This window comes from Serratia sp. P2ACOL2 (genome assembly GCF_003691565.1).
Classification (GTDB): Bacteria; Pseudomonadota; Gammaproteobacteria; order Enterobacterales; family Enterobacteriaceae; genus Serratia; species Serratia liquefaciens.
Map to the genome: position 1 here is coordinate 368581 of NZ_CP033162.1, position 26098 is coordinate 394678.

The window sequence follows — 26098 nt, forward strand, 5'->3', positions numbered from 1 at the left end:
ATTGCCTGAGAAAAAACTCTCAAAACCTCTGTATTGTGAAAATAAGATCACACAAACGTAACAAAAGATAAACATAGGCTCTCTATATTGGCTGCTTTGCTTTTGGGAGGGAGTGCCATGCGTAACTGGAACGAGCCGAAAAAGAACAAAGCGCACATCGAACTGATCCCGATGATCGACGTGATGATGTTTTTGCTGGTGTTTTTTGTGTTGATTAGCCTGAACGTGATCCCGGCCCTTGGGCTGAAGACTCAGTTGCCGTCCGCCGGTAGCGCTCAGCAATTGAAGCCGCAGAAGAAGGCGATCATTACCCTGGGCGCGGAGGAGCAACTGCAGCTCGACGGCCAGCCGATAGCGCTGAGCGCGCTGGTCAGCACGCTGAAGCAACAGCAGCAGGAGAACCAGACCACCACCATTATCGTTAACAGCGACAAAGGCGTTGCGGTAGAGCGCTTGGTCGCGGTGATGGATAACCTGCGCCAGGGCGGTTTCTTCTCCGTCTCCATCGCCACACGGAAGCTGTGACATGTATCTGCTCTATCGCTCACGTCACCTTTTCAGCTGGTTGCCGGCGCTGATCGTCGCGGGCTGCGTGCTGTTCGCCAGCCAACAGGCGGCGCTGAAAATTCAGCCGCGCTATGACGAAACCGCCATGGAGCTGGCATTGGTCGAGCCGGAACCTCAGCCACAGCCGGAACCGGAGCCGCCGGTGGAAACTCCGCCGGAACCTGAGCCCCTTCCTGAACCTGTGGTGCCTGCACCTGAGCCGATTGTCGAGGCCAAACCGGTGCCCAAGCCACAGCCGAAACACAAACCCAAGCCGGTGAAAGAGAAAGCCAAGCCGGTGGAAAAGGCCAGGCCCGCCGCGGTGCCGGCAGCGCCGAGAACCTTGGTCAGCAAGCCCGCCGCACAGCCCGTTCCGCCGGCTCCAGCGGCACCGAAGGTGAATGCGCAGGCAATCGAAAACGGTTATCTGCAGGCATTGCGCCATGAGCTGGAGCAGCGCAAGCGCTATCCCAGCGGGCGGCAGGCTTCGCTTGAACGGCCGCAGGGCAACGTCGAGGTGTGGCTGGAGGTGGATCGCAGCGGTCGGGTGATCTCTTCCGGCATCACCAATAAGGCCTCCAGCATGCTGCTCAACCGTGCGGCGCTGAGCAGTTTGCAAAGTATCAGCCAGGTGAAGCCGTTCCCAAGTGAGGCTTTCAACGGGCAGACAACCAAAAGATTTTCAGCCACGTTCAATTATCAGGCGCCTTGATGCCTGGCATAACAGTTTGATTTTTATGGGATGGAAACAATGAAATCTTTCAATCGATCTGGGATTTATCTGGCAGTGATGTCGGCGATGTTACCGGGTGCCGTGCTGGCGGCGGACTCGACCGACGTCGGCACCATCAACGTAAAGGGGCAGTCGCTGGGCGGCGGCATGATGGTGCAGGAGGACAGCGCCAAGTCGCGTTCCACCGTCACCAAAGAGGCGATGGATAAAATGCCGGCGGCGGCCAACGCCATCGACAAGCTGAAATACACGCCGGGTCTGAACGTTAACAGCAACGACGCCAGCGGCCTGAGCGGCGTCGATTACACCATGCGCGGCATGAGCTCCGATCAAATCGGCCTATCGATGGACGGGATCCCGATCAACGACTCCGGCAACTATGCGGTTTACCCGAACCTGCTGGGTGATTCTGAGAACCTGGGGGAAGTGTTCGTCACCCAGGGCTCCTCGGAAGCCGACGGCCCGCACATCGGCTCCAGCGGCGGCAATATTGGCCTGGTGACGCGGCGTCCGTCTAAAGACTTCGGCGGCTTCGTAAAACAGACGCTGGGCAGCAACAACCTGAGCAAAACCTTTGCCCGTCTGGAGACCGGTGAGTACAACGGCTTCAGCAACTGGATCTCCTATTCGCACACCGAGGCCAAAAAGTGGCGCGGGGAAGGGCGCTTGTACTCCAACAAGTTTGAGATGAACTCGTTGTATGAGGACGGCAACGGCAACAGTAGCAACCTGATCATGAAGTACAACCAGCAAAATAACGTTAACTACAACACCCTGAGCAAAGCGCAGTTTGCGGAGGACCCCCGTGGCGATTATGACACCACGCCGTCCTACAACAACCGGGGCCAACTGACTCGCTATTACAAGCTCAACCGTAATCCGTTCGAGAATTTCAACCTGACGTTCACTCAGAAGCTGCAGCTGCGCGACAACCTGGCATTGACCCTGCAGCCGTACTACTACTGGGGGAACGGCGGCAGCTTCAGCGGCCAGAGCGCGTCGGTACTGTCCAGTACCTCGGATCGGGCCGGTCAGTATGACCTCAGCAACTTGCAGTCCAATACCTATTACCGTCCTTCCTGGACCCAGACCTGGCGGCCGGGCATCACCACCAAGCTGAAGTGGGACATCAACGATCAGCACAGCCTGGATATCGGCTACTGGTTTGAACGTGCGCGCCAGTCGCAAACCCAGCCGTTTATCGGCATCAAGGACGACGGCAACCCGCAGCAGCTCTCGGGTAAACCGGGCGGTTCCGATCAGGTGAAGGACGCCAACGGCAAAACCGTGCAGGGGCGTAACCAGTACACCATTACCCCGGCGCAAAAAGTATGGCTGCAGGACACCTGGTTCGCGACGCCGGACTGGACCTTCGTCGGCGGGCTGGCCTATCAGTACGTTGAACGAAAAGGCGATAACAAGGGCAGCCTGTATAACGTACCGGAAAAGCGTGATGCCAAATACCATGAATTTCTGCCGAACTTCAGCGCCAGCTACAAGCTGAACCCGGAAAACCAGGTGTTCTATAACCTGACGCGCAACATGCGCACCCCGCCAAACTACGTGTTGTACAACGTCGGCGATTCGCTTAGCACCAAGCCTGAACTGAGCTGGAACCATGAGCTGGGCTGGCGTTTCGAGCGTGAAGATATGCTGCTGAGCGCCTCGCTGTTCTACTTGCGCTACAGCGACCGTCAAATCTCTACCACCAATCCGGACGGTGACTACGAGATGATGAACATCGGCAACGTAGAGAACAAAGGGCTGGAACTGGAGTGGAGCGGCCAACTGCCGCATAACTTCAACTACTACACCTCGTACACCTATACCGAGTCCAAGCAGAAGAGCGACATTGTCAGCAACGGCGGCCTGCCGCTGCCGACCAGCGGTAAAGAAGTGCCGAACGTGCCGAAAAACCTGCTTAACGTGACCCTGGGTTATGACGACGGTTTGTATTACAGCAGCGTGAGCGGCAAGTACGTTAGTTCGTTCTATGGCGACCTGACCAATGACGAGAAGATTGGCGGCCGGACGGTATTCGATCTGGCGGCGGGGGTGCATTTGCCGGTGGACAAGAAGATCGTCAAGAGCGCGGCGCTCCGCTTCGGCATCAGCAACCTGTTTGACAAGGAGTACCTGACTTCGGTGCGCTCCACCACCTTCAACGCCGCGCCTTATAACGGCGTAAGGGCCAGCACGCCTTACTACAACGTCGGGGAAGAACGTACCTTCAGCGTATCGCTGGAAGCCACCTTTTAACTATTTATACCCTATGGCTTTCAAGTTGCAGCCAGGCGGCCAACTCGCTCATCCCCAGGCGCTTACTTAAGTAAGTAACTGGGGTGAGCGAGTGCAGGTAACAACGCTGCGGCTTGAAAGACGACGGGTAAGAGGACTGAACGATGAATGCCAATCTGCTACACGACATTATTTTCTACGTGATGTACGCCGCGCTGGCGATTGCACTGGTGATCATTATCGAACGTGCGTTGTATTTCGCCTATACCCAACGCCAGGCGCGTCGACTGGAGCAGGCGCTGACGTTGGATGTGCACCGCACGGCCGATCTGCCGGATGAGTTGACCCAGCGCAACAGCCTGCCGCTGGCGGTGATTTCTCCGGTGCTGGAGCAAAAACACCGTGCCGGTGACCGCGAGGCGATCGGTGAGTTGATCGACGCTCAGTATTTGTTGAGCAAGCCGCTGATGGCGCGGGGCCTGTGGTTGCTGGAAACTATCGTTACCGCGGCACCGCTGTTGGGGCTGCTGGGTACGGTGATGGGGATTATCGAAACCTTTAAGGCACTGGCTGCCTCGGGAGTGTCCGAGCCGAGCCTGGTTTCTGCCGGGATGGGCACCGCGCTGTACGCTACCGGACTGGGTATCGCCATCGCGCTGCTGTGCCTGGTGGGGAACAACTATCTGCAAAGCCGCATGGAGCGCATTAACGAACTGTTGAAGGTACTGCTGATCCGCGCCGGTGCGCCGGGCAGCCGCCCGGAAAACGGCAGCCGCGAGCAACGGGTTGACAGCGAGGTGCCGCGCTATGCCTAATGGCCGTCATTCACGGTGGCCATTAGGCCGCCTTTACACTGCGTTATGGGGTGGTTGCCTGTTGATGTTGAGCCAGAATGCGGCGGCGCGTTTTGAAATTCCCGGCTACGAGCTGGTGTATACCGCACCGGTAGAAACCGCGTTGCAGGCGGATGACCTGCGCAACACAGCCGAAGTGTGGCAGCAGATGTTTGATGCGGCGAAAACCCGCATCGATCTGGGCCAGTTCTACGTGGCGAACCAACAGGGTTCGCTGCTGGATGGCGTGCTGCAGCATCTTAAAGCGGCGGGGGAACGTGGGGTAAAAATTCGTTTCCTGATGGAGGAGAAGGGCATCCGCATTTCTACTCCCGAAACGCTGGAACAGCTTAAGGCGATCCCGAATCTGGAGCTGCGTATCATCCCTTACCAGCGGCTGAGCGGCGGCATTCTGCATGCCAAATATCTGCTGGTGGACGGTGAACAGGCGTTTGTCGGCAGCCAGAACTTTGACTGGCGCGCGCTGACGCACATCCATGAAACCGGGCTGCGCATCAGCGATGCCGGTGTGGTGCGGCAGATCCAGGCGATCTTCGAACAGGATTGGCAGGCGCAGGCGTTGCTGGCGGCGGATAAACCGGTGCCCCAGCTGACGTCCCAACCCACGGTTGAACCGCTGCAGAGCAATTACCTGGTCGCCAGCCCGCGTGCCTACAACCCGGCGGGCGTGATTGATTCGCAGCTTGAGCTGCCGCGCCTGTTGGCTTCGGCCAGGCAGCGAGTGCGGGTACAGGTGATGGACTACGCGCCGTTGTCTTTTGGCCCGGACCGCACCCGGCCTTACTACGCGGTGATCGATAACGCCCTGCGCAGCGCTGCCGCGCGCGGTGTGCAGATTGAGCTGATGGTCGCTAACTGGAATACCAAAAAGCCGGATATCGCCTGGCTGAAAAGCCTGGCGCTGGTGCCGAATGTGCAGGTGAAAGTGGTCACCATTCCGCCGGCAAGCAGCGGGTTTATCCCGTTTGCTCGAGTGATCCACAGTAAAATCATGACCATCGACGGCGAGATCGCCTGGGTAGGCACCAGCAACTGGACCGGCGGCTATCTGGACAATTCGCGCAATCTGGAGATTGTGCTGCACGACGTGAACATGAGCCAGCGGCTGGACAAGCTGTACAGCCAACTGTGGGACAGCCTTTACGCAGAACCGCTGAAGCTGGATTACGACTACCCGACGCCCAAACCGGGCGGTGAGTCCTGAGATTGTCGGCAAATCCTCGTCAAGACTGAACCGGTAGGGTCGAACAGGTTCGACCCGATTTACCCCTTTTAATGCTGCGCCTCTGCGCTTGGCTTTGCCGGATTATTTCCGCCAGCCGCTTTTTTCCAGTGCCGTCAGCAACTGTTCGGCGCTCAGTCCTTCCGCCCGATGGCCATTGCCGGAAACGGTCTTGGCGGCCAGCAGGGCATTGATAATTGCCTCTTCCACCGCTTCTGCCGCTGCGGCAAACAGCTCGGAGATGTAATCGTTGTTCACCATGCGCAGCGGGGTGGTAAAGGCCCCTTTGTTGGCGTAGTCGGCAGGGGGGAGGCCGTCATTGCCGGTGGCGAAGGCGATAAAAATGTCGCCGCTCGAGTCTTCGGTACCGCCGCCGGTGCGGGCAATGCCGATGCTGGCACGTTGGGCCAGACGGGCGCATTGGTGCGGCAACAGCGGGGCGTCGGTGGCCAGGGTGACGACGATCGACCCCATGCCCGGGTGCGGCAGCTGCGGTGTAAACGGCGAGTGAATATGTGCCAAATGACGGCCCACCGGATAACCGCCCACCAGCAGCGACGCGCGTTTACCGTGGTTGGCCTGCACGATGGCACCGACCGTCCAGCCACCGCGATCGGCAGGCAGGCGGCGCGAAGCGGTGCCGATGCCGCCCTTGAACTCATGGCAGATCATGCCGCTGCCGCCACCGACGGCACCTTCCTGGGGTAATCCTTCGTGTGCCGCCTGCAGTGCTTGCCGCACATGTTCAGGCTTGACGTGAAAACCGTTGATGTCGTTGAGCAGGCCATCGAAGGTTTCCATTACCACCGGCATATTCCAGTACACCGCGTCGTCGGCCGGCAGCGCTTCACGTTCCAGCGCGATCAGGCTGTCACGTACCACGCCGACGCTGTGGGTGTTGGTGAAGGCGATTGGGCTGGTGAGCAGGCCGGCTTCACGGATCCACTCCAACCCGGTGGCATCGCCGTTGCCGTTAAGCACATGTACGCCGGCAAAGCAGGGGGATTGCCGGGCCTGGCCGGCACGCGGTTCGATCACCGTGACGCCGGTACGCACGCTGCGCCCGTCGGCCAAATCGGCGTGGATGCTGGCGTGGCCGACGCGAACGCCGGGCACGTCGGTGATGGCGTTCAGCGGACCGGCAACGCCGTGGCCGATTTTAATGCCCAAATCCTGAGCGCGCTGCGACATGGTTATTCTCCTTCAATTGAGGGTTCAACGTGCGGGATAGCCTGCCGGGTGCGCATATAGCTCAGCAGCAGGCCAAAGCAGAGGATACCGGCAATGATAATAAAGTCTTTCAGGCTGCTGGCGATCAAAATTGTCCATAACACATACAGGCAGCCGATCAGCGCGATCGCCACCGGCAGCGGCCACAGCGGCATCAGATACGGGTGGTGGAAACGTACGCGGCGGCGACTGATCAGCGCGGCAACGGCCATGATGATGTACACCAGCAGCAGCAGGATCACGGTAAATGAGGTCAGATCGCCGAGGTTGGAGCAAAAGGCCAACAGCGCCGAGGGAATACCGAACAGCAGGGTGGCAATCCAGGGCGTGCCGAAACGCGGATGGATGATTTTCAGCGCCCGGTTCACCTGCGGCAGCCAAAAACCGTCACGCCCGCTGGAGAACATCATGCGGCTAAACTGCGCCACGATGGCGATAATGGCGTTGAACACCGACAGGTAAATCGCGCCGCTGACCACCCGCGCCAGCGTCGGCCCACCCAGTTGGCTGACCACGTAGCCGACCGGATCGGCCTGTTTGGCCATTTCCGCCAGGGACGGCGCGCCAATCAGCAAAGCGGTGAAGGGCAGCAGCTCGACCAGTACCACGATCGCCAACGTCAGCATGATGGCGGTGGCCATGGGTTTGCCCTGCTCGCGCATGTCCTCCGCCATATACACCGCGGCACCGTAGCCGTTATAGGAAAACAGCGCGACGCCGACCATGGCGACGATCAGCGGTACGGAAACCGGTGCCAACACGCCTTCGGGGTTTAGCATCACCGGCGCGACGAGGATGTCCGCACTTTGGTGCGGGGTGCTAAAGCCCAACCAGGCGATTAGCCCCAGCACCGCGATTTCAACCACCAAAAAGGTGCCGGTCAGCAGCGCATTGGCCTTGATGTTGAAAATGGCGCAGGCACCGCCGATCAGGATAGTGATCATCCCGGCGGTAGAGGCGTCGAACTGAGTCCCCAGCGCGGTGTTCAAATAAGGTACGGCACCGGTGGCCAGCACCGCCGGCACGAACAGCGCAGCGCTGAGGATAAACAGGTAAGTTTGCAGTCCGCACAGGGTGCCGAACAGGCGTTTGATAATGCTGTATTCGCCCCCGGCGCTGGGGTGCGCCGCGCCGAGTTCGGCATAGCACAGGGCGATGGTGGCGGCGATAAAGGCGGCGATCAGAAATGAGATAAAGGCACCGCTGCCGGCGCTGGCGATCGCCAGCGGAGCAATAACGAAAATTGAGCTGGCGGGCGTGACGCCGGAGGCGGTAATCATCACCACGTCGAGGACGCTGAGATTACCTTTGAATTTGTGTTCTGGTGTGGACTCAGTCATTCAAAACTCCATTAACGCGTTAGTGGATTATTTTACGGACGGCGGTCGTGCGGTAGAGCATTGCGATGGCATGCCGCTGCCCGGGCCTGATTAAATGGAGCGCGTGGAAAACGAGGCGAATTTCTTCGCCCCTAAAAAATCATTATGTTTATTATGAAATTACCCTTGCCCGGACGGGAAGCTGAAGGTGGCATGCTGGGCGTCATGGGAAGAAGGCCAGCGCTGGGTTATGGTTTTGCGCTTGGTGTAGAACCTGACGGCATCCGGGCCGTAGGCGTGCAGGTCGCCAAACAGCGAGCGTTTCCAGCCGCCGAACGAGTGGTAGGCCACCGGAACCGGCAGCGCGACGTTGATCCCCACCATACCGACCTGAATATGATTGGAAAAATAACGTGCCGCCTCGCCGTCGCGGGTGAACAGGCAGGTCCCGTTGCCGTACTCGTGGGCGTCAATCATCGCCATCGCCTCTTTCAGCGAGCCGACCCGAACCACCCCCAGCACCGGGCCGAAGATCTCCTCCTGATAAATCCGCATTCCCGGTCGCACGTGGTCAAACAGCGTAGGGCCGAGGAAATAGCCCTGGCTGATTTGCCCGCTGTCTTCCCGCACCGCCAGCTTGCGGCCGTCGACTACCAGAGTAGCGCCTTCCTCAACGCCCCGATCGATATAGCCTTTCACCTTTTCATAATGCTGTTGGGTGACCAGTGGCCCCATGTCGTTGCGGTTATCGCTACCGGCACCGATCCGCATGGCCGCCATTTGCTGCTTTAACCCGGCGACCAGCGCCTCGGCCGTGTCGTCTCCCACTGCCACCACCAGCGGGATGGCCATGCAGCGCTGTCCGCAGGAACCGAACGCCGCGCCCATCAGCGCACTGACGCTGCCGGCGATGTCGGCATCCGGCAGCACCACCGCATGGTTTTTCGCGCCGCCCAGCGCCTGCACCCGTTTGTTCTGACCACAACCGGTGTGGTAGATGTGCTCCGCGACCGGCGTAGAGCCGACAAAGCTGACGGCTTTGACCCGGGGATCGTGCAGCAGGGTGTCCACCGCCTCACGGTCGCCGTTGACCAGGTTCAGCACTCCCGGCGGCAGCCCGGCTTCGGACGCCAGTTGAGCGATATACAACGTGGAGGAAGGGACGCGCTCGGAGGGTTTCAGCACAAAGGTGTTGCCGCACACTACCGCCATCGGCCACATCCACAGCGGTACCATCGCCGGGAAGTTAAACGGCGTGATGCCTGCCACCACTCCCAGCGGTTGAAACTCGCTCCAGCTGTCGATGCCCGGCCCGGCATCCTTGCTGTGTTCGCCTTTCAGCAGTTCCGGCGCATAGCTGGCGTACTCAATATTCTCGATGCCGCGCTGCAGTTCGCCCATGGCGTCGCTGAGCACTTTGCCATGTTCGGCGGTGATCAACCGGCAGATGGCATCGGCATGCTGTTCCAGCAGCGTTTTTAGACGCATCATCACCCTGGCCCGCTTTAGCGGTGGCGTATCGCGCCAGGCTGGGTAGGCTTGCTCGGCGGCGTCGATAGCGCTTTCTACCGTGGCGCGGTCGGCCAGTAACACCTCCTGATGCGACAGCCCGGTAGCCGGATCGTAAACCGGCTGGCTGCGGGTTCCGCCGGTGGCGGACTGGCCGTTGATCCAATGTGCAATTGGCATGGCTTGCGCTCCTTGATTATTCGGTTGCGTTGATAGCGTCGCCGAGGGCGTTGATCAGCGAGTCGATCTGCGCCTCGCTGCTGATAAACGGCGGTGCCAACTGCAGGGTGTCGCCGCCATAGCGGACATAAAACCCGCTTTCCCAGCAGCGCATCGCCACTTCATACGGCCTGCGTGCCGCTTCGCCCGGTCGGGCCGCCAGCGTGATACCCGCCGCCAGACCGAAGTTGCGAATGTCGCTGACGTGGTTGCTGCCCTGTAAGCCGTGCACCGCACGTTCGAAATGGGGGGCCAACGCCTGCACCCGTTCGATCATCTGCTCGCGTTCAATGATATCCAGCGTCGCCAGCCCCACCGCACAGCTGACCGGATGGGCGGAGTAGGTGTAGCCGTGCGGGAATTCGAGCAAATATTCAGGTTCATCGGTGGCCATGAAGGCCTGGTAAATCTCGGGCCGAACCACCACGGCCCCCATCGGCTGTGCGCCGTTGGTGACCTGTTTGGCAATATTCATGATGTCCGGCGTGACGCCGAATGCCTCGGCGCCGGTCAATGCGCCGCAGCGGCCGAAGGCGGTGATCACTTCGTCAAAAATCAGCAGAATATTGTGTTGAGTGCAGATCTCGCGGATGCGTTGCAGATAACCGACCGGCGGTACGATCACCCCGGCCGAGCCGGAGAAGGGTTCGACAATCACCGCGGCGATGGTCGAGGCGTCACGCAGTGCGATGATGCGGTTGAGTTCTTCCGCAAGCTCGGCGCCCTGCTCGGGCATGCCGCGCGAAAAGGCATTTCCCGCCAGTTGGGTATGGGGCAGGTGGTCCGCTTCGGCGCTGGCGCCAAAGGCTTTACGATTGCCGGCAATGCCGCCCACCGCGATGCCGCCAAAGTTAACGCCGTGGTAGCCCTTCTCGCGACCGATAAAACAGGTTTTACCCGCCTGGCCCTTGGCTCGCCAATAGGCACGCGCCATTTTTAACGAAGTGTCTGCCGCTTCGGAGCCGGAACCGGTGAAAAACACATAGTCCAGCCCGGCCGGGGTCATGGCCTTGATTTTGTTCGCCAGCTCGAAAGATAAGGCATGGCCGAACTGAAACGCCGGGGAATAATCCAATCGGGAAAGTTGCCGGTGAGCGGCATCGGCAATTTCCTGGCGGCCATGGCCCAATCCGCAGCACCACAACCCGGATAACCCGTCAAAAATCTTGCGACCGTCTTGGCTGGTATAATAAACGCCTTGCGCGTGGCTTATCATTCTCGGGTTGGCTTTAAAATTACGGTTGCCGGTAAAGGGCATCCAATGTGCTTCTAACCATTCGCGGTCGGCTTTATTTTCACGTTGATTTAAATCAGCCATTTTTCCCTCCGAGGGGAGAATAGGTACGGTTAATTAACTATGCCCGTCATCTTTTAAATTGCAGCGTTGTTATCTGCACCAGCTAAGCCCAGATACTTACTTGAGTAAGCACCTGTGCTGAGTGAGCTGGCCGCCTGGCTGCAACTATAAAAGCTAGAGGGTATAAATAAACGTGTTAATGAATTGTTGAGTGAAATTGACTATGTTCTGCTTCTTCACTAATGTGAATAATCATATGTCGAAACTTACTTAAGGTTTTATGCAAGTAAAAAAGCGCGCATTGTTGGGCCAGTTATCGGATATGGATCTGCGGTTGCTGCGGGTATTTAAGGCGGTGGTCGACTGTGGCGGCATGAGCGCCGCCGAGCTGGAGCTGAATATCAGCCTGTCGACCATCAGCAAGCATATCAAGGATTTGGAACAGCGACTGGGCCTGACGCTGTGCCACCGCGGGCGCGAGGGGTTTGCGGTTACTGACGAAGGGCTGCTGATATATCAGGAAACCGTGAATCTGTTGGCGGCGACCGAGGCCTTTCGCCGTGGGGTGGACGATGTGCATCAACGCCTGGGTGGGCAGCTGCACGTGGCGATATTCGACCATACCGTCAGTAATCCTCAGGCACATATCGGCCGGGCGATTGCCTTATTCAGCGAGCAGGCGCCGGATGTCTCTTTGCAAATGTATGTGGAACCGATAAATACCATTGAACGCGGCGTCATTGACGGCCAATTTCAAATTGGCATTATTCCCATGCACCGCAGTGCGGAAAGTTTATCTTATAGTTCGTTATTTCATGAGAGGATGTTCTTATATTGTGGCGCGCAACATGAATTATTTTCCGCTAACCATGAAATACTAAATTGGGATCTGTTGCACAATTATGCCTTTGCCGGATTAGGCTACCATTCGCCGAATATGGAACTGAGCCTGCAGCAGCATTTACATCGCAAGGCAACGGGGTTTGCCCAGGAGTCGATCGCGACCCTAATTCTTTCCGGTAAGTACGTCGGCTTTCTTCCCGACCACTATGCGGCGTTTTTTGTCGCGCAAAATATGATGCGCGCCATCAAACCGACGCTGTTCCGTTATCACTGCGAATATTCCAGCGTGCTGCGGCGTTCGCCCAGCCCGCAGCGGGTGGTCAAGCTGTTCCACGAATGCCTGCTGGCAGCTCATGGAACAGCTTGATGTTTACTGATCTTTCTTCTTGCCAAAAATCTTGATCAGCAAGCCGACCAGGATGCCAATCGCGATGCCGGTGAAAATCCAGCTGATGATGCCCATGTCCAATCTCCCGCTATTACTTTGATCTGATTATATAATCATTCGATGCGGAATGCGCCTTCGATCATCTGCTGCCGCTGCGGCGCGCTGTAGTCGATCAGCGAGTTCTTGCTGTTGGATTTTGCCAGCGTCACCGCCAGTTCGTCGGCGGAAATCGGCAGGTCATCCTGCCAGAAACTGGCGATGGCATTGCGGGTAATAAAGTCGATCAGGTAGCGTTCCGGGCTGTCATGCTGCTCGGGGAACAGGCGGACGGCAAGCTCAGCCATCAGCGCCCGCTGCTGCGGTTGTTCGCTTTTCGCCAGCAGTTCGAGGAACGGCAGCAGCAGGCGACCACAGACCTGGCCGTGGTGATAATCGCGCAGGGCGCCAATCTCGCCGGCGATGCCGTGGATCACTCCCAGCCCAGCGGCGCTCAGCGTCAGGCCGCCAAGGTAAGAGGCTTGCATAATCGCCTCGTGAGCCTCGGCGCTGCGGTTGAGCGCAGGCCAGGCCTGCAGGAAGTGGCGAATGCCGGTCAGCGACATCTCGCGCGTCATGGTATTGGCGGTTTTGGACAGATAGGCCTCGAACAGGTGGGTAAAGGCGTCGATGGCGCAGTAGGCCAGCACCTTGTCCGGTGACCCTTGCAGCAGTTGCGGATCCAGGATGGCGGTGTGCGGCACAAAGTTGTTATGGCGCAGCGAGGCTTTCACCTTGCTCACCTGGGTGTCGGTGATCACCGCATTCTGCGTGACTTCACTGCCGGTACCGGCGGTGGTCGGGATGGCAATGAGCGGCAGGGTTGCACCGCTGATTTTTGTGTCGCCGATCTTTTCCATATAGCGCAGGGTGGGCAACGGGTGCTCGACCAGCGCGGCAAAGGCCTTGGCAGCATCCAGCACGCTACCGCCGCCAATGGCTACCACGCGTCTTACCTTGCCGCGCCAGCGCGCGACCCAGGCGTCTATCTCTTGCGGTGAAGCCTCGTGACTGACGATTTCGGTGCCGAGCAGCAGTGGCGTCAATCCGTCTGCCAGTGAGGAATACACCGCGCCATTGAGGAATGATCGGCAGCTAAACAGCAGCGTCGGCTGTGGCTCGGCGGTCAGTAGCGGGATCAGTTGGCTGATGCTGCCGTGGCCGAACCAGGTCTGGCGGTTGGCAATGGTCAGGCTGGTAGTCATGTTCTCTCCTTGGCACGCGAAAACCACAGCATAAGCCAGCCTCTGCGGCTGAACCACTGCTTTTCGCTGCCTGAAAGGGATTCCGTTAATATATTAATCCAGCCTCGTTCGGCCACGCCGCAATAATCTGGCGAAGGTGTGATTTGTTTAACATGTAAACGATTCTGCTGTTGCATTTGGCGCTATTGAGTGTTTTCTATAACAAACAGGCCACGGCGTAGCCGGAATAAAGTGATTGTTAATTTATTAATAATGGCGGGGCGAAGATGAATATTCAGGTGGAACGGTTATCCGCAGTGATAGACGCAGTCGCAACCCAAGGTTTCTATCCCAACCTGTTGGCCTGGCTGGAAGGGTTCTTCGCCTTTGATAGCGCCATTGTTTACGCGTTTGAACGCGGCCAGGCACCGCGTTGCCTGATCAAAACCGAGCGAGAAAACAGTGACGCGGTCAATCAACTCTATCAACAGGGCGCTTACCTGCAGGATCCGTTTTACCAGGCGCTGAATGATGGCGGCGGCGGCGAGGTGCTGACCCTGCGCCAGTTGGCTCCCTGCGGCTTCTACCATACTGATTATTACCGTAACTTTTACCGCAAGACCGGCTGGCATGATGAAGCCGGCGTGCTGCTGCCCCTGACGCCGGAACGCGGGTTGGGGGTGTTTTTCGGCTCGGCGCGCCAGTCGGTGGGCGTGCGTTATCCGCAGTTGGCTGAGTTGCGTGATGCGCTGACGCTGCTCAAGAGCGTCGCGCGGCTGCATGGCGAAGTGGTCGTCGCCCCGGCAGAACCAGAAAGGGTGACGGATCATGCGGTGCAGGCACGTTATCTGTTGACGCCGCGCGAGCGCGAAATAGTGGATCTGATCCTGGACGGCTGCGGCTCGCAGCAAATCGCCGATCGGCTGTTCATCAGCCTGGGAACGGTGAAAAACCACCGCAAGAACATCTACAGCAAGCTGGCGATCGGTTCGCAGGCCGAACTGTTCAATCTGCTGTTGGCCACCCCGCTGCGCCGCAGCGCCTGAGTGTTAATTATTTGTTGCGAATGTCCCTAAAGGGACATGGCGGCGTCGCGCCCACCTCCTGATAATCCGATGTTATGGCATAGGGTCTTCGGGAGTGCGACAGTGAACAATAATATCGAATCGTTAACCTACTACGCGGCAACCAAAAAATACGATCTGCGCTTTCCGACGCTGGAAGAAGATCTGGACGTTGACGTGGTGATCATCGGCGGTGGTTTCTCCGGCATCAATACCGCCCTGGAGTTGGCTGAGCGCGGCATCACCAATATCGCCATACTCGAAGGGCGCTACCTGGGCTACGGCGGCACCGGCCGCAATGGCGGGCAGGTGATGGCCGGTATCGGTCACGATCTGGAAAAAATCAAACGCCACGTCGGCCCCTCCGGGCTGGAAACCATCTTCAAAATCAGCAACCTCGGCGCCGGGATTATTCGTGAGCGCATCAAGAAGTACGAGATTGATGCCGATTTCTGTTTTGGCTACGGCTACCTCGGCAGCAATGCACGCCAGGAGAAAACCCTGCGCAGCTGGCTGAAGGAATTCAAGGCGGTATCGCCGGATGAAGAGATTGAACTCTACACCGGCGCAGAGGTGAAACAGGTCGTGGGGTCAGATTCCTATACCTGCGCATTGAAACACATGGGCGGCGGCCACGTGCATTCGCTCAACCTGCTGTTGGGCGAGGCGAAGGCGCTCAGCGGCTACGGCGTAAAAATCTTCGAAAACAGCAGCGTGCTGGGCGTGGAATACGGTTCGCGCATCAAAGTGCGCACCGCCATGGGCTCAGTACGTGCCAACAAGATGCTGTGGGCGTGCAACGGTTTCCTCAACGGCATGGAGCCGTTCATCTACAACAAAACCATCAATACCTACGCTTTCCAACTGGCGACCGAACCCTTGCCTGAAGAATTGATCCGCCAGATCAGCCCGATCCGCGGTGCCTACAGCGATATCCGCCCGGTGATCGATTACTACCGGGTGACCAATGAAAACCGGCTGCTGTTTGGCAGCGCCACCCGCTTGATCGAATACATCCCGTCGGATCTTAAGGCCTGGAACCGCAACCTGATGCTGAAAGTGTTCCCGTATCTGCATGACGTGAAGATCGATCTGGCCTGGGGCGGGCCGCTGTGTTGCAGCGCCAACCTGTTCCCGCAGATCGGCACCTTGCCGCAGCATGACAACGTGTTTTATGTGCAGGGCTATTCCGGCTTTGGCGTAACGCCGAGTCATATCGTTTGCAAAGTGTTGGCAGAGGGCATGAGCGAAGGATCGGATCGTTACGATCTGATGAGTTCGATTCCGCACGTCAATATCTTCGGTAAAGACAAGCTGCGACGGGTAATGACCACCGCCGGCAAGGTTTGGCACCAGACGTCCGGTTACTGGAAAGGTCGTCGCTAATTTTTATCACAGGAGAGAAACATGAAACCATTACTGCTTAAGCAACCGCTGCCTGAACTGTTGGACATTGGCAGCGTCAGCAACCTGGGCGCCACGGTGATCGCCGGTGAGCCAAACGTCGGGGTGGCGAGCCTGTTCGGTGAGCCGACCGACAACCTGAACTGTGGCATTTTCAGCTGCACGCGCGGCACCTTTGTGATGGAGTATCCGTTCTCCGAACACGCCACGGTGTGGGAAGGTACCGCGACGCTGACCGACGAAAAGACCGGTCAATCCGTGCAGTACCAGGCCGGGGATTCGTGGTTTGTCGAAAAAGGCACCCCGGTACGCTGGGAGATCACCTCGGATCGTTTTGTAAAGCATTACCTGGCGATCGTAGAAGGCTGATCGTGAACTGGCCCCTCTCCGCCGGGAGAGGGGCATTCCGCTATCCCAGCACCCGATCGATAAAGTCGGTGATCCGCCTTAATATCTGATCCTTGTTGGTTTCGTTAAAACTCTCGTGCCGCCCGCCTGGATTGACCATCGCTTCGAAATCGCTGCCCTTGAGCAGATCGATCGCGGTTTGCGATTCCGCCATTAACACCAGCCTGTCGTCATCGCCATGTATCCACAGCGTAGGCAGCGTGCCGAAGCCCGGGCCGGCGTTGATTTTTGCCAGGATCTGCTGCATCGCCCGCAGCGTCGGGCGTTTGAACGGCCCGTGCCACACCAGCGGGTCGGCCTGATAGGCTTCCCCCACCGACGGATCACGCGACAGGGTGGCAGTATCGAGCGGCGTGTCCGGGATCTCTGGCAGAGTAAGCAAATCCGAAATCAGGGTTCTTTCGCCAATCAAGGGGCCGGAAAGCACCAGCGCACGCACGTCATCGCCATAACGTTGAACGTAGCGGGTGGCAATCATCCCGCCCATGGAATGGCCGATAACCACCAAGGGGACGCCAGGATGCAGCCGCTGAAAATGCTCCGTTACGCGTCGAACGTCGTCGACCACGGCGTCATAATCTTCAATCAATACGCGTTCGCCCTGCGAAAGCCCATGGCCGAGATGATCGGGGCCGAACACCCGTGCACCCTGCGCTTCCAGCGTACGTGCGACGTACTGATAACGGCCGAGATGCTCGCCGTAACCGTGAACCAGCAGCGCCAGAAAGCGCGGTCGGTCATGGCCCCAGTCATGCACGGCAATATCGCCATGCCCACCTTTGATAAAGCTGATCTTCTGTTCAGACATCGTATTTTCTCATCGGAAGGGTCATATTCAGCGTAGCGGCAAAGCGGAGAATGGGTAGGGGCACTGCGTGCGGTGCCCCAGGATATTTAGCGAATGAAGTGCTGTGCCAGCGCATCGATAGCCTGGCGTTGGAACAGATTGAAAGCGTCTCGCGGCTGCTGTTGGCGGATGAATGCCAACAGCGGATCTTCGACCTCGGTGCGAATACCGCTAAGCTGCTCCATCACCGCCAGCCCGCAGAAGGGCACGTAGGACTCGGCATAACCTCCCTCATGCACCATCACCAGCTTTCCATTGCACAGGCGGTCGGCGGCGTCCTGCACCAGAGCCGTCATGCTGCGGAAACTGTCGCTGTGCAGCTGCATGCGCGCCAGCGGGTCGAGGGCATTGGCATCGTAGCCGCAGGCGACAATGATCAGCTCGGGTTTGAAGCGCTCCAGTGCCGGGATCACGATCTGCCGCATGGCATACAGATAGCCGTCGTCACCGGCGCCTGCCAGCAGCGGAATATTGATGTTAAAGCCTTCTCCCGCCCCGGCACCACGGTCCTGTTCACCGGAGTAGCCCGCCGGGAAGCAGCCGTCCTGATGCAGCGACAGCGTCAGCACGTCGTCACGTTGCCAGTAGATATGCTGCGTGCCATTGCCGTGATGCACGTCCCAATCGAGCACCGCCACTTTGCCCAAACCGTATTTGGCCCTGGCACGCTCGATGGCGATCGGGATATTGGCCAGAAAGCAGAACCCCATCGACCGATCCGGCAGGCAATGGTGGCCCGGTGGGCGCGACAGCGCATAGGCGTTATCCAGTTCGCCCTGCAGCACTGCATCGACCGCCGCGCAGGCCAGCCCGGCGGACAGTTTGGCTATCTCGTAGCTGCCCGGCCCCAAAGGGGCTTCCTCACCCAGCATGCCTCCGCCGTTATCACTTAGCTGTTTGAAACGTTGCAGATAGTCGGCCGGATGAATGCGCAACAGGTCTTCTTCCGTTGCCATGTCGGCACTCAGCAGCTGGAGCTGTCGCGACAGGCCGGACACGTCCATCAGGTTTTTCATCCGCCGTTTGGTTTCCGGCGATTCGGCATGGCCCGCCCCTGAAGGCGGTTGCACCCAGCCGCCGACCGGCAGCGTGGTGGCATGCAGGCCGGTGCTGTGCCAGAAACAGCGTTCATCAAACAAGAAACCGGTTTTTCTTTTCACCTTATTACTCCTGTTAAACGGCGCGTCGAACGCGCGGTGAAGCCAGCGAAATCAGCAGCAGCGACAGCAGCGCACTGCCCAGCGCCCCGACCAGCAGCCTGTCGAAACCGCCTGAAGACTCAATCCAATAACCGGCCAGCGTTGGGCCAATCGCCATGCCGCCGCCAATCACCAGATTGATGTTGTTCATCAGCTTGCCGTTGTTATCCAGCCCGGCGACGCGGGCCAGGATAAACGGCAGCACAAAGGTCCAGGTAAACTTGAACAGCACCGCCGCCAGCGCAAAGCGCAGCAGCTGGGGCGTGTGGAACAGCAGCGCAATGCCGGCGAGCAACAAGCCGTAACTTAGCCAGATCAGTCCATTGCCGCCTCGCCTGGCGCTGATGAACGCCGCACCGCCGGCGCCGACGATGCCAAACAGCGTGGCGGCCGCCAGCACCTGGCCGCTGCTGACCGGCGAAAGGCCGGCCGCGTGGGCGATACTGCCGATAAAGGTCCAGACTGCGCTCAGGCTGATATAAAAGGTCAGCACCGCCAGGACGGCGAAGACTTTACGCAGCCATGGCGTTGCCGTGGTATGGGCGGTGGATTGCGCAGGGTGAAAGCCGCTGGGAAAGGCGGAAAGCAGCGGCAGGCAGCACAGCATGATGGCCGCCAGGATCAGGTATACCGCCATCAGGCCAAAATGGGCGAACAGCAAGGGCAGCACCAGCAGCCCAACGGCGCCAAGCACCAGCTGGCCCAGCACCCACAAGGCGTAAACCCGGCTGGGGTTGGCGGTGCCACCGGCACAGGTGATACACAGGATCATCAGCGTGCCGCCCGCCAAAGAGGCGATGAAACGCAGCCCCAGTAACAGGTGAAAATCACTGACCATTGCCGACGCCAAATTGCCGATGATAAACACCCCCGCAGCCAGGGTTGCCACCCGGCGCCAGTTAACGCGGCTGATCCACCACCAGGCGGGCAGGGTGGCGAGGCTCATGGCCCCCAGCTCGGTGGAAAACAGATGGCCGATTTGCGCGGGGGTGAGCGACCATTGGCTGGCCAGCTGTGCGGCAACCGCCGGAGCGGTCATCAAGATGCCCGGTGCAATGGCGGCAAAGATGATGATGGCGGTCAACAGCCGCGGCGGGCAGGGGAGAGCCGCCCCGGCAGCGGGTACAGAAACGGAATCACTGGACATAATAAGTATCCCCGCAGGTTAAGCCTGACTCAGATATAACCGCGTTGCCGTATTCTGGGCAGGCGGAAACCGCGCCATGAATGGCGAATAATTAACGAACTTATTTTCTCCACTATAAGCCGATGTTATGGCTCTCTTTATTAACCGTGGGCAATAAAGCTGCTGGCCACCAATTCGGTACGGTTGACCACTTCAGTTTTGGCAAAAATATTGCGCATATGGGTTTTTACCGTTGAAAGCGAAATACCCAGCTTCAACGCTATGCGTTTATTACTGGCGCCTTCACGCACCATATTGACGATCTCCTGCTCTTTGGCGGTCAGCAGGCGGGCTTCCCCGTCGGGCAACAGGTCGCGGGTCGCCAGTTCGATCAGCGGCATCACCGCCCGCAGGCGACCGCGTTCCAGTTCGGTAAACGGCGTATCGCGGATCAAGGACACCCCGGCAACGATGCGTTTACGCTGCCGAATAAAGATCTCCGTCATGTCGCGCATATCATTGGGCAGCATAAAGTCATGATAGTAATGGCGGTTATTGGCGATTGCCGCCGGGCTCATGCCGACCATGTTGATGTCTTGCTGGTGAAAGTTGGCCGGCTTGAGCGGATCGATCTGCTGGAAATGGTTCAGGTACTGCTGATGGGTTTTATCGGAGATGCCGTGCAAAATATAGTGGTCTGGCCGCAGGTCCTGGTTAACCAAATAAAACACCCCTGCGGACACCGGGATCAGGTGCGCAATGGTGGTCAAACAGCTGTTGATAAAGGCATCGGACGATGTAATGTGCATGATTCATTTCCTCCCTTTATCGTTCGGTCTGGAATATTCGGTCAATATGTGAACGATACAAGCATAGTGATAGCAATTGTGCAACACAATAAATACATATTAACAACGTGAGCCTGATTGCAATAAAACACATAAATAACAAGGCAACGAAGAGGCCTCGGCAGCGACAGTGCCGCACGAGTGTCGATATTTTATTAATATATTAACGAATGACCTATGGCCTTCCTGCTGAATTTACTGCAATTTCCCCCTCGGCGTGGTGACCCCCTGCGATATCACCGGCCAGTCTCGCCGCTGATGCCGCTCCCCGCGGCTCGTTCTTAAGAACGATAGACAGCCTTAATCCCGTTTGTTCTCTCTGTGAAAACCTTTTCCGGCCAACGAAAACCATAACGGTTGATTGGGCACCAAAGGTAAGACGAAAAAGCTATGGTTTGGCCTCGTCCTTAAGGACGATAGCCAGCATTTTCTTTTCCTCTCTATAGTGATATTGCCGCCACTGGCGACGAAACACCTGCAAAAGCACCATCAGGGCCAAACGATAAAACTATAAGAGGACATAACCATGAACCTGTCGTCGCGGCTTCATGCCCATCTTGAGCGGGGCAAGGTCGGATTCCCCACCACGCTGGCCAGCTCGGTCGGGGTGATTATGGCCAGCCCGGTGATCCTCACCGTGACCAGCGGTTTCGGCATCGGCGGCGATACCTTCGCGCTGGCGATGCTGATCGCCTTTATCATGATGCAGGCCCAGCTCACCACCTTCTCGGAAGCGGCGGCGATCTTGCCGACCTCCGGATCGGTGTATGACTATATCGCCTGTGGTATGGGACGCTTTTTTGCCATTACCGGCGCGCTGTCGGCCTACCTGATCGTGCATATCTTTGCCGGGACCGCCGAAACCATTCTCTCCGGCATTATGGCGCTGGTGAATTTTGAGCACCTTAATACCCTGATGGAAACCCACAATGCCTCCTGGATGGTGGGGGTGGGGTTGGTCATCGTGTTCGGTGCACTCAACGCCTTCGGCATCGAGGCCTTCGGTAAAGCGGAGATCGTGCTGACCTTCGCCATGTGGAGCACCCTGGTGATATTTGGCATTACCGGGCTGCTTTCGCCGCACGCGGTACCGCTGGAAGGCTGGTTCGGCAGCACGCTGAGCCTGAGCGATCCCTTTGCGGTATTCAGCCTGATCGGCATGGCGATGTTTATGTTCGTCGGTTGTGAGCTGGTCACGCCGATGGCACCGGAGATCAAACGCTCCGCCAGCGTGATCCCACGGGCGATGTCGCTGGGGCTGTGTGGCGTGGCGGTGTGCATGGCGTTGTACGGCGCGGCGCTCAGCCATCAGGTGGAAAACGCGGTGGTGGACGCCGCCAACGGCGTTCATCTGCTGGATACGCCGATGGCGATCCCGGCTTTTGCCGGTCAGGTGATGGGCGAGTTCGGCAAATACTGGTTGGGTATCGGGCTGCTGCTGGCCGGGGCGGCGACCATCAACACGCTGATGGCGGCGGTGCCGCGTATTCTTTACGGCATGGCGCTGGACGGGGCATTGCCACGTATCTTCGCCTATCTGCACCCCCGTTTTAAAACCCCGGTGGTAGGTATTCTGGTCGCGGTATTGATCCCCTGCGTGCATGCCTTTGCCATTCAGGGCAATCTCGACCGTATTATTCCGCTGGTGCTGGCGGCGGTGTGCGCCTGGGGCGTGGCCTACCTGCTGGTCACCTGCTCGGTGGTGATCCTGCGTATTCGCCGCCCGGATCTGCCACGCGCTTACAAATCTCCCTGGTTCCCGCTGCCGCAAATTGTCTCCAGCGTGGGCATCGTGCTGGCGATTATCTATATCACCCCGCCGGGCATGGATCCGCATGCCGTCTATATCCCGTTCAGCATCATGATTGGCCTGACTGCTGCCTATGCGCTGTTCTGGACCCTGTGCGTGCAAAAGGTCAATCCGTTTAAACCGGTGCCGGTCGAACAGGTACTGGAAACGGCCTTTGCCAAAGCGGAAAGCGAGGAGGCCCAGTTTGATCGGCTTACTTCCCTCACTTAATCGCTACTGGCAGCGCTCCCCGGCGGGCTACCAGCCGGGCGTCACCCTCAGCCGGCTGGCGAACAATCTGCAGCCCTATGCCTGCGAGCGCCTTTCGCCCTGCCTGCTGCGCCTGACCTTGCCGCAGGGGGCGGTTATCGACATTAGCGAACAGGTCAGCGCGCTGTTTATGGCGCATATCGTTAGTCAGCGTTTCTGCGTGCAGGGGGCGTGCTCGCAGAAGGAGCCGCTGACGCTACGCATTAACGCCGGCGGTTGGTTGCGGCGACGCGGCATGGTTTATCGCGCGACCCGGGATGATGCCGCAGCGCAGCGAATGATTGCCGCTCTGCGGCGCTATCCGCAGATTGCCGAAACGCTGGAGCAGCTGGATTTTCGGCGTATCCAACTGACGGTCGCGGCCGGTCATTGGCGGCTGGAGATCGAACATTTCGCAGCTTCGGAAGTGGTCAGCCGTTTGCCTGCCGGTCGCCGCTATCTGCGGCTGGAACCGGAGCAGCGGCGCTTGCTGCTGAGCAGCCTGCTGATGATCGGCCAATTGATGGAGAAACTGGATGAGTAGAGTGGTGGTGATTACCGGCGGCGGCACCGGCGTGGGGGCTGCGTGCGCCAGGCTGCTGGCGAGCAGAGGCGATCGGGTGTTTATCATCGGCCGCCGCCGTGAACCTCTGATGGCGCTGGCGGACGACATTGGCGCGCAGGCATTGGTGGGGGATGCGGCCAGCGGTGAATGCTGGCAAAGCCAGCTGCTGCCGGCCATTTTGCAGCAGGCCGGGCGCATTGATTGTCTGATCTGCAGCGCCGGCGGGATGGGGCTGGGGCGCATTACCGAAATGAACGATGACCAGTGGCGTCAGGCGCTGGACAGCAACCTCAACAGTTCTTTTGCCAGCGCCCGCGCCTGCCTGTCGGAGCTGGTGAAAACCGGCGGCAACCTGCTGTTTGTCGCCTCTATCGCTTCGCTGGCCGCCGGGCCGGAGGTGTGCGGCTACGTGACCGCCAAACATGCGCTGATTGGGCTGATGCGCTCCATCGCTCGTGACTACGGCCCGCTGGGCGTGCGTGCCAACGCGGTGTGTCCCGGCTGGGTCACTACACCGATGGCGGATGAAGAGATGCAGCCGCTGATGGCTGAGTACCACCTTACGCTGGAGCAGGCTTACCAACGGGTATGCCGCGACGTGCCGCTGCGTCGCCCGGCCAGCGCCGAAGAGATCGCCGCTATCTGCCGTTTTCTCTGTTCGGAGGACGCGTCGATCATTACCGGTGCGGCGCTGGTGGCCGACGGCGGCTCCACCATTGTCGACGTACCGACATTGGCTTTTACTTCCCTTTAAGGAGCATCAAATGAGTACAGAAGCGGTATTTATTCAGGTTGGCGCACTGGCGGAAGGCTTTGCGCCGCACAGCAATACGCTGGAACAGCAGCATGGGTTGAGCGGTAACACGCTGACATTACGTTTTGCCGACGGAGAAATGCTGAGTTGTCACTTTGTCGATGAGCAGACGCTGAGTTGGGGGGAGTACAGGGGCATCGCTTATCGCGCCACCAGCATCCGCCCCGGCATTCTGTTTATCGATTTTCTCGATCCGGCACAGGAGAACGCCTGCATCACGCTGGTGTGCGATCGCAACCAGGGTAATTTCACGGCGGTGTATGGCCAGTTGCCGGATGAGGAACAAGCCCGTCTGGACGCCTTCAGCCGGGTTGAGCAAGGGTTGCCGCTGACGGCGGTCAACGTTGAATTCCACTTTGGCACGCTGGATAACGCCGATGTTGCGCCGCCACAGTTCACCGACGAGATGATTGGCATGCGTAACATGTATACCTACAGCCCGACCGAGCGTTACGAACACATTTATCTGAACGACAATTTCTACGCCTGGCAGTGCCTGGACGGCGTGGAGAAAGGGCTGGCGGATGTCGATCGCTGCCACTACGTGAAGGTGGCCGAACAGCTGTACCTGTTTGTCTGGCGAGAGAAGATTGTGCCGACGCTGGGCGTGGTCATGATCGATCTGCAGGGCATGCGTACCGACGGCAAGATCCTCGGCTATCAGGGCAGTGATTTCAGCGCGCTGAGCAATTTTGCGGTAGGCGCCCATGCGCAGGTGCTGAACACCACCCACCATCCACGGGGATAGGCCGATGAATGCAACCTATGCGGCTGATGCGTTCAAGGGGCAGGTGGTGCTGGTGACGGGCGGTGCGCAGGGCATCGGGCTGGCGATCGTCAGTGCCTTTGCTCAGTTGGGCGCGACGGTGGTGATGGCGGATCTGCAGCTGCAAAAAGCGCAGGATGCCGCCGAGACGCTGCAACAGCAGGGCGGGCAGGTCCAGGCGATGGCCTGCGATCTGGCCGATCCGTGGCAGATTGCCGAACTGGTTGCAGCGGTTGGGCAGCAGCATCAGCGGCTGGACGTGGTGATCCATAACGCGGCTTACTTCCCGCTGACGCCCTTTGCCGAGATTGACGCCGTGTTATTGCAACGCACGCTGAGCGTTAATCTTATGGCGCCGTTCTTTCTGGCGCAGGCGGCTTTACCCTGGATGCAACGTCAGGGCGGGGGCTGCATTTTGGTGACGTCGTCGGTGACCGGGCCACGGGTCGCCTATCCGGGGTTGGCGCACTACGCCGCTTCAAAGGCCGGAGTAAACGGGTTTATTCGCGCGGCGGCGCTGGAACTGGCGGCGGCTGGCGTCAGGGTCAACGGTGTGGAGCCGGGAATGATCCGCACGCCGGCGATGGCCAATCTGGGGGGCGCGGCGGTCAATCAGGCGATTGCGGCCGCAGTGCCGCTCGGGCGATTGGGGGAGCCGGAAGACATCGCGGCGGCGATGGTGTTTCTCGCCTCACCGGCGGCCGCCTATATGACCGGCCAAACGCTGGTGGTGGACGGCGGCGCATTACTCCCCGAGGCTCATCCTGTTCTTTCTTGACGTTGTAGCCTGGCTGCAACGCCAATTAATCAGAGGATGATAATCGGAAGGATCATTTCTTTGTGGGATGAGCGGTCACGTTGGCGGGCAGTTTATCCCCCAGGGTGATCAGCTCGTCCAGTAAGGCCATCAACTGGTCCATTTTCTGCTGTGAAAATGCGGCTTCGATTTCAGCGTACCCCTGTTCTACCTGGTGGCGCGCCACTTCATACAGCTCCTGACCCTGCTGGGTGAGAGACACGTACAGCTTGCGCTGATCGTTAACCGGTTTCAGGCGGAAAATCAGCTTATCGCGTTCCATGCGCGACAAAATGCCGGTCAGGCTGGGGCGCAGGATGCAGGTTTCTGCCGCCAATTCGTGGAATTCGATCGAACGGCTGTTGGCCAAAACGCGAATGATGCGCCATTGCTGTTCGGTCAGGTTATGGCTTTTCAGGATCGGGCGAAAAAAGCCCATGGCGGTTTCACGCGCTTGCAGCAGGGCAATGGTTAAGGACTCATGCATAGATTTGGCCTTGGCTATAAAGGTGTTCGTCATTCAGGCATTTACTGTTGTGGCTCAGCAGGTGGCCGTGCGGACACTGCAATACCCCTATCAGTAAATCCTGATTTTATTAATAACT

Annotated in this window: 24 protein-coding genes; 14 read left to right on the forward strand and 10 right to left on the reverse strand. The window is 58.6% G+C overall.

Annotated elements, in window-relative coordinates; translation table 11 throughout:
* The first annotated feature begins 117 nt into the window (after window positions 1-117).
* The 5 genes from EBA31_RS01785 to EBA31_RS01805 all read left to right on the forward strand — a co-directional run bounded on the left by EBA31_RS01785 (window position 118) and on the right by EBA31_RS01805 (window position 5575).
* Window positions 118-525, forward strand: coding sequence for a biopolymer transporter ExbD (locus EBA31_RS01785; RefSeq protein WP_020825056.1), 408 nt, complete (start codon window positions 118-120; stop codon window positions 523-525).
* 1 nt (window position 526) lies between these two features.
* The gene (locus tag EBA31_RS01790) at window positions 527-1258 is read left to right on the forward strand and encodes an energy transducer TonB (RefSeq protein ID WP_122076950.1); all 732 of its coding nucleotides are present in this window, start codon (window positions 527-529) and stop codon (window positions 1256-1258) included.
* A gap of 39 nt (window positions 1259-1297) precedes the next feature.
* Window positions 1298-3538, forward strand: coding sequence for a TonB-dependent receptor (locus tag EBA31_RS01795; RefSeq protein ID WP_048762874.1), 2241 nt, complete (start codon window positions 1298-1300; stop codon window positions 3536-3538).
* A gap of 143 nt (window positions 3539-3681) precedes the next feature.
* Window positions 3682-4332 (forward strand): MotA/TolQ/ExbB proton channel family protein, encoded by a 651-nt coding sequence (locus EBA31_RS01800; protein ID WP_122076955.1) that lies wholly within the window; start codon window positions 3682-3684, stop codon window positions 4330-4332.
* Window positions 4325-5575 carry a phospholipase D-like domain-containing protein gene (locus EBA31_RS01805; RefSeq protein ID WP_122076959.1) on the forward strand — a complete coding sequence of 417 codons (1251 nt, stop codon included), beginning with the start codon at window positions 4325-4327 and terminating at the stop codon, window positions 5573-5575. Before EBA31_RS01800 ends, EBA31_RS01805 begins: the two co-directional genes overlap by 8 nt.
* Window positions 5576-5677: 102 nt before the next feature.
* On the opposite strand, the gene EBA31_RS01810 is transcribed toward EBA31_RS01805, so the two are convergent.
* From EBA31_RS01810 to EBA31_RS01825, 4 genes are all read right to left on the reverse strand, one after another.
* The gene (locus tag EBA31_RS01810) at window positions 5678-6784 is read right to left on the reverse strand and encodes a P1 family peptidase (protein ID WP_122076963.1); all 1107 of its coding nucleotides are present in this window, start codon (window positions 6782-6784) and stop codon (window positions 5678-5680) included.
* 2 nt (window positions 6785-6786) lie between these two features.
* Window positions 6787-8163: an APC family permease gene (locus EBA31_RS01815; protein ID WP_122076967.1), complete on the reverse strand. Its 1377-nt coding sequence runs from the start codon at window positions 8161-8163 to the stop codon at window positions 6787-6789.
* Between the two features lie 159 nt (window positions 8164-8322).
* On the reverse strand, window positions 8323-9831 hold the full coding sequence (locus tag EBA31_RS01820; protein ID WP_122076970.1) for a CoA-acylating methylmalonate-semialdehyde dehydrogenase: 1509 nt from the start codon (window positions 9829-9831) through the stop codon (window positions 8323-8325).
* 16 nt (window positions 9832-9847) lie between these two features.
* On the reverse strand, window positions 9848-11188 hold the full coding sequence (locus EBA31_RS01825) for an aspartate aminotransferase family protein (protein WP_122076974.1): 1341 nt from the start codon (window positions 11186-11188) through the stop codon (window positions 9848-9850).
* Window positions 11189-11447: 259 nt separating this feature from the next.
* Between EBA31_RS01825 and EBA31_RS01830 the strand changes: the two genes are divergently transcribed.
* Window positions 11448-12377 (forward strand): LysR family transcriptional regulator, encoded by a 930-nt coding sequence (locus EBA31_RS01830; protein WP_020825066.1) that lies wholly within the window; start codon window positions 11448-11450, stop codon window positions 12375-12377.
* A 134-nt stretch (window positions 12378-12511) separates the two neighbouring features.
* Here the strand turns inward: EBA31_RS01830 and EBA31_RS01835 are convergent, their stop codons facing one another.
* The gene (locus EBA31_RS01835; RefSeq protein WP_122076979.1) at window positions 12512-13639 is read right to left on the reverse strand and encodes an iron-containing alcohol dehydrogenase; all 1128 of its coding nucleotides are present in this window, start codon (window positions 13637-13639) and stop codon (window positions 12512-12514) included.
* Between the two features lie 266 nt (window positions 13640-13905).
* Between EBA31_RS01835 and EBA31_RS01840 the strand changes: the two genes are divergently transcribed.
* The 3 genes from EBA31_RS01840 (at window position 13906) to EBA31_RS01850 (ending at window position 16455) form a co-directional block, all read left to right on the forward strand.
* Window positions 13906-14664, forward strand: coding sequence for a response regulator transcription factor (locus EBA31_RS01840; RefSeq protein ID WP_046374583.1), 759 nt, complete (start codon window positions 13906-13908; stop codon window positions 14662-14664).
* A gap of 102 nt (window positions 14665-14766) precedes the next feature.
* The gene (locus EBA31_RS01845; RefSeq protein ID WP_122076983.1) at window positions 14767-16068 is read left to right on the forward strand and encodes an FAD-binding oxidoreductase; all 1302 of its coding nucleotides are present in this window, start codon (window positions 14767-14769) and stop codon (window positions 16066-16068) included.
* 21 nt (window positions 16069-16089) lie between these two features.
* Entirely contained in the window at window positions 16090-16455 is a 366-nt protein-coding gene (locus EBA31_RS01850; RefSeq protein ID WP_044554062.1) for a cupin domain-containing protein, read from the forward strand.
* A gap of 40 nt (window positions 16456-16495) precedes the next feature.
* On the opposite strand, the gene EBA31_RS01855 is transcribed toward EBA31_RS01850, so the two are convergent.
* The 4 genes from EBA31_RS01855 to EBA31_RS01870 form a co-directional block, all read right to left on the reverse strand.
* Complete coding sequence (locus EBA31_RS01855) at window positions 16496-17302, reverse strand: alpha/beta hydrolase (protein ID WP_122076988.1); 807 nt, start codon at window positions 17300-17302, stop codon at window positions 16496-16498.
* Window positions 17303-17388: 86 nt separating this feature from the next.
* Window positions 17389-18501 (reverse strand): class II histone deacetylase, encoded by a 1113-nt coding sequence (locus EBA31_RS01860; protein ID WP_122076991.1) that lies wholly within the window; start codon window positions 18499-18501, stop codon window positions 17389-17391.
* A gap of 13 nt (window positions 18502-18514) precedes the next feature.
* Entirely contained in the window at window positions 18515-19687 is a 1173-nt protein-coding gene (locus EBA31_RS01865) for an MFS transporter (RefSeq protein ID WP_122076994.1), read from the reverse strand.
* Window positions 19688-19827: 140 nt separating this feature from the next.
* Window positions 19828-20475, reverse strand: a complete 648-nt coding sequence (locus EBA31_RS01870; RefSeq protein WP_020825075.1) for a LuxR C-terminal-related transcriptional regulator — start codon at window positions 20473-20475, stop codon at window positions 19828-19830.
* 565 nt (window positions 20476-21040) lie between these two features.
* On the opposite strand from EBA31_RS01870, the gene EBA31_RS01875 reads away from it, so the two are divergent.
* Genes EBA31_RS01875 through EBA31_RS01895 form a run of 5 tightly spaced genes read left to right on the forward strand, consistent with a single transcriptional unit; the run spans window position 21041 to window position 25475 of the window.
* Window positions 21041-22534 carry an APC family permease gene (locus EBA31_RS01875; protein WP_122076996.1) on the forward strand — a complete coding sequence of 498 codons (1494 nt, stop codon included), beginning with the start codon at window positions 21041-21043 and terminating at the stop codon, window positions 22532-22534.
* A complete protein-coding gene (locus EBA31_RS01880; RefSeq protein ID WP_122076998.1) occupies window positions 22509-23096 on the forward strand; it encodes a DUF3156 family protein in 588 nt (195 codons plus the stop codon). The genes EBA31_RS01875 and EBA31_RS01880 overlap by 26 nt, the downstream gene beginning before the upstream one ends.
* Complete coding sequence (locus tag EBA31_RS01885) at window positions 23089-23871, forward strand: SDR family NAD(P)-dependent oxidoreductase (RefSeq protein ID WP_122076999.1); 783 nt, start codon at window positions 23089-23091, stop codon at window positions 23869-23871. The genes EBA31_RS01880 and EBA31_RS01885 overlap by 8 nt, the downstream gene beginning before the upstream one ends.
* Before the next feature lie 10 nt (window positions 23872-23881).
* On the forward strand, window positions 23882-24679 hold the full coding sequence (locus EBA31_RS01890) for a molybdenum cofactor biosynthesis F family protein (RefSeq protein WP_122077001.1): 798 nt from the start codon (window positions 23882-23884) through the stop codon (window positions 24677-24679).
* A gap of 4 nt (window positions 24680-24683) precedes the next feature.
* Window positions 24684-25475, forward strand: coding sequence for an SDR family oxidoreductase (locus EBA31_RS01895; protein WP_122077003.1), 792 nt, complete (start codon window positions 24684-24686; stop codon window positions 25473-25475).
* A 52-nt stretch (window positions 25476-25527) separates the two neighbouring features.
* On the opposite strand, the gene hpaR is transcribed toward EBA31_RS01895, so the two are convergent.
* On the reverse strand, window positions 25528-25980 hold the full coding sequence (gene hpaR / locus EBA31_RS01900) for a homoprotocatechuate degradation operon regulator HpaR (protein WP_122077006.1): 453 nt from the start codon (window positions 25978-25980) through the stop codon (window positions 25528-25530).
* Between the last annotated feature and the right edge of the window lie 118 nt (window positions 25981-26098).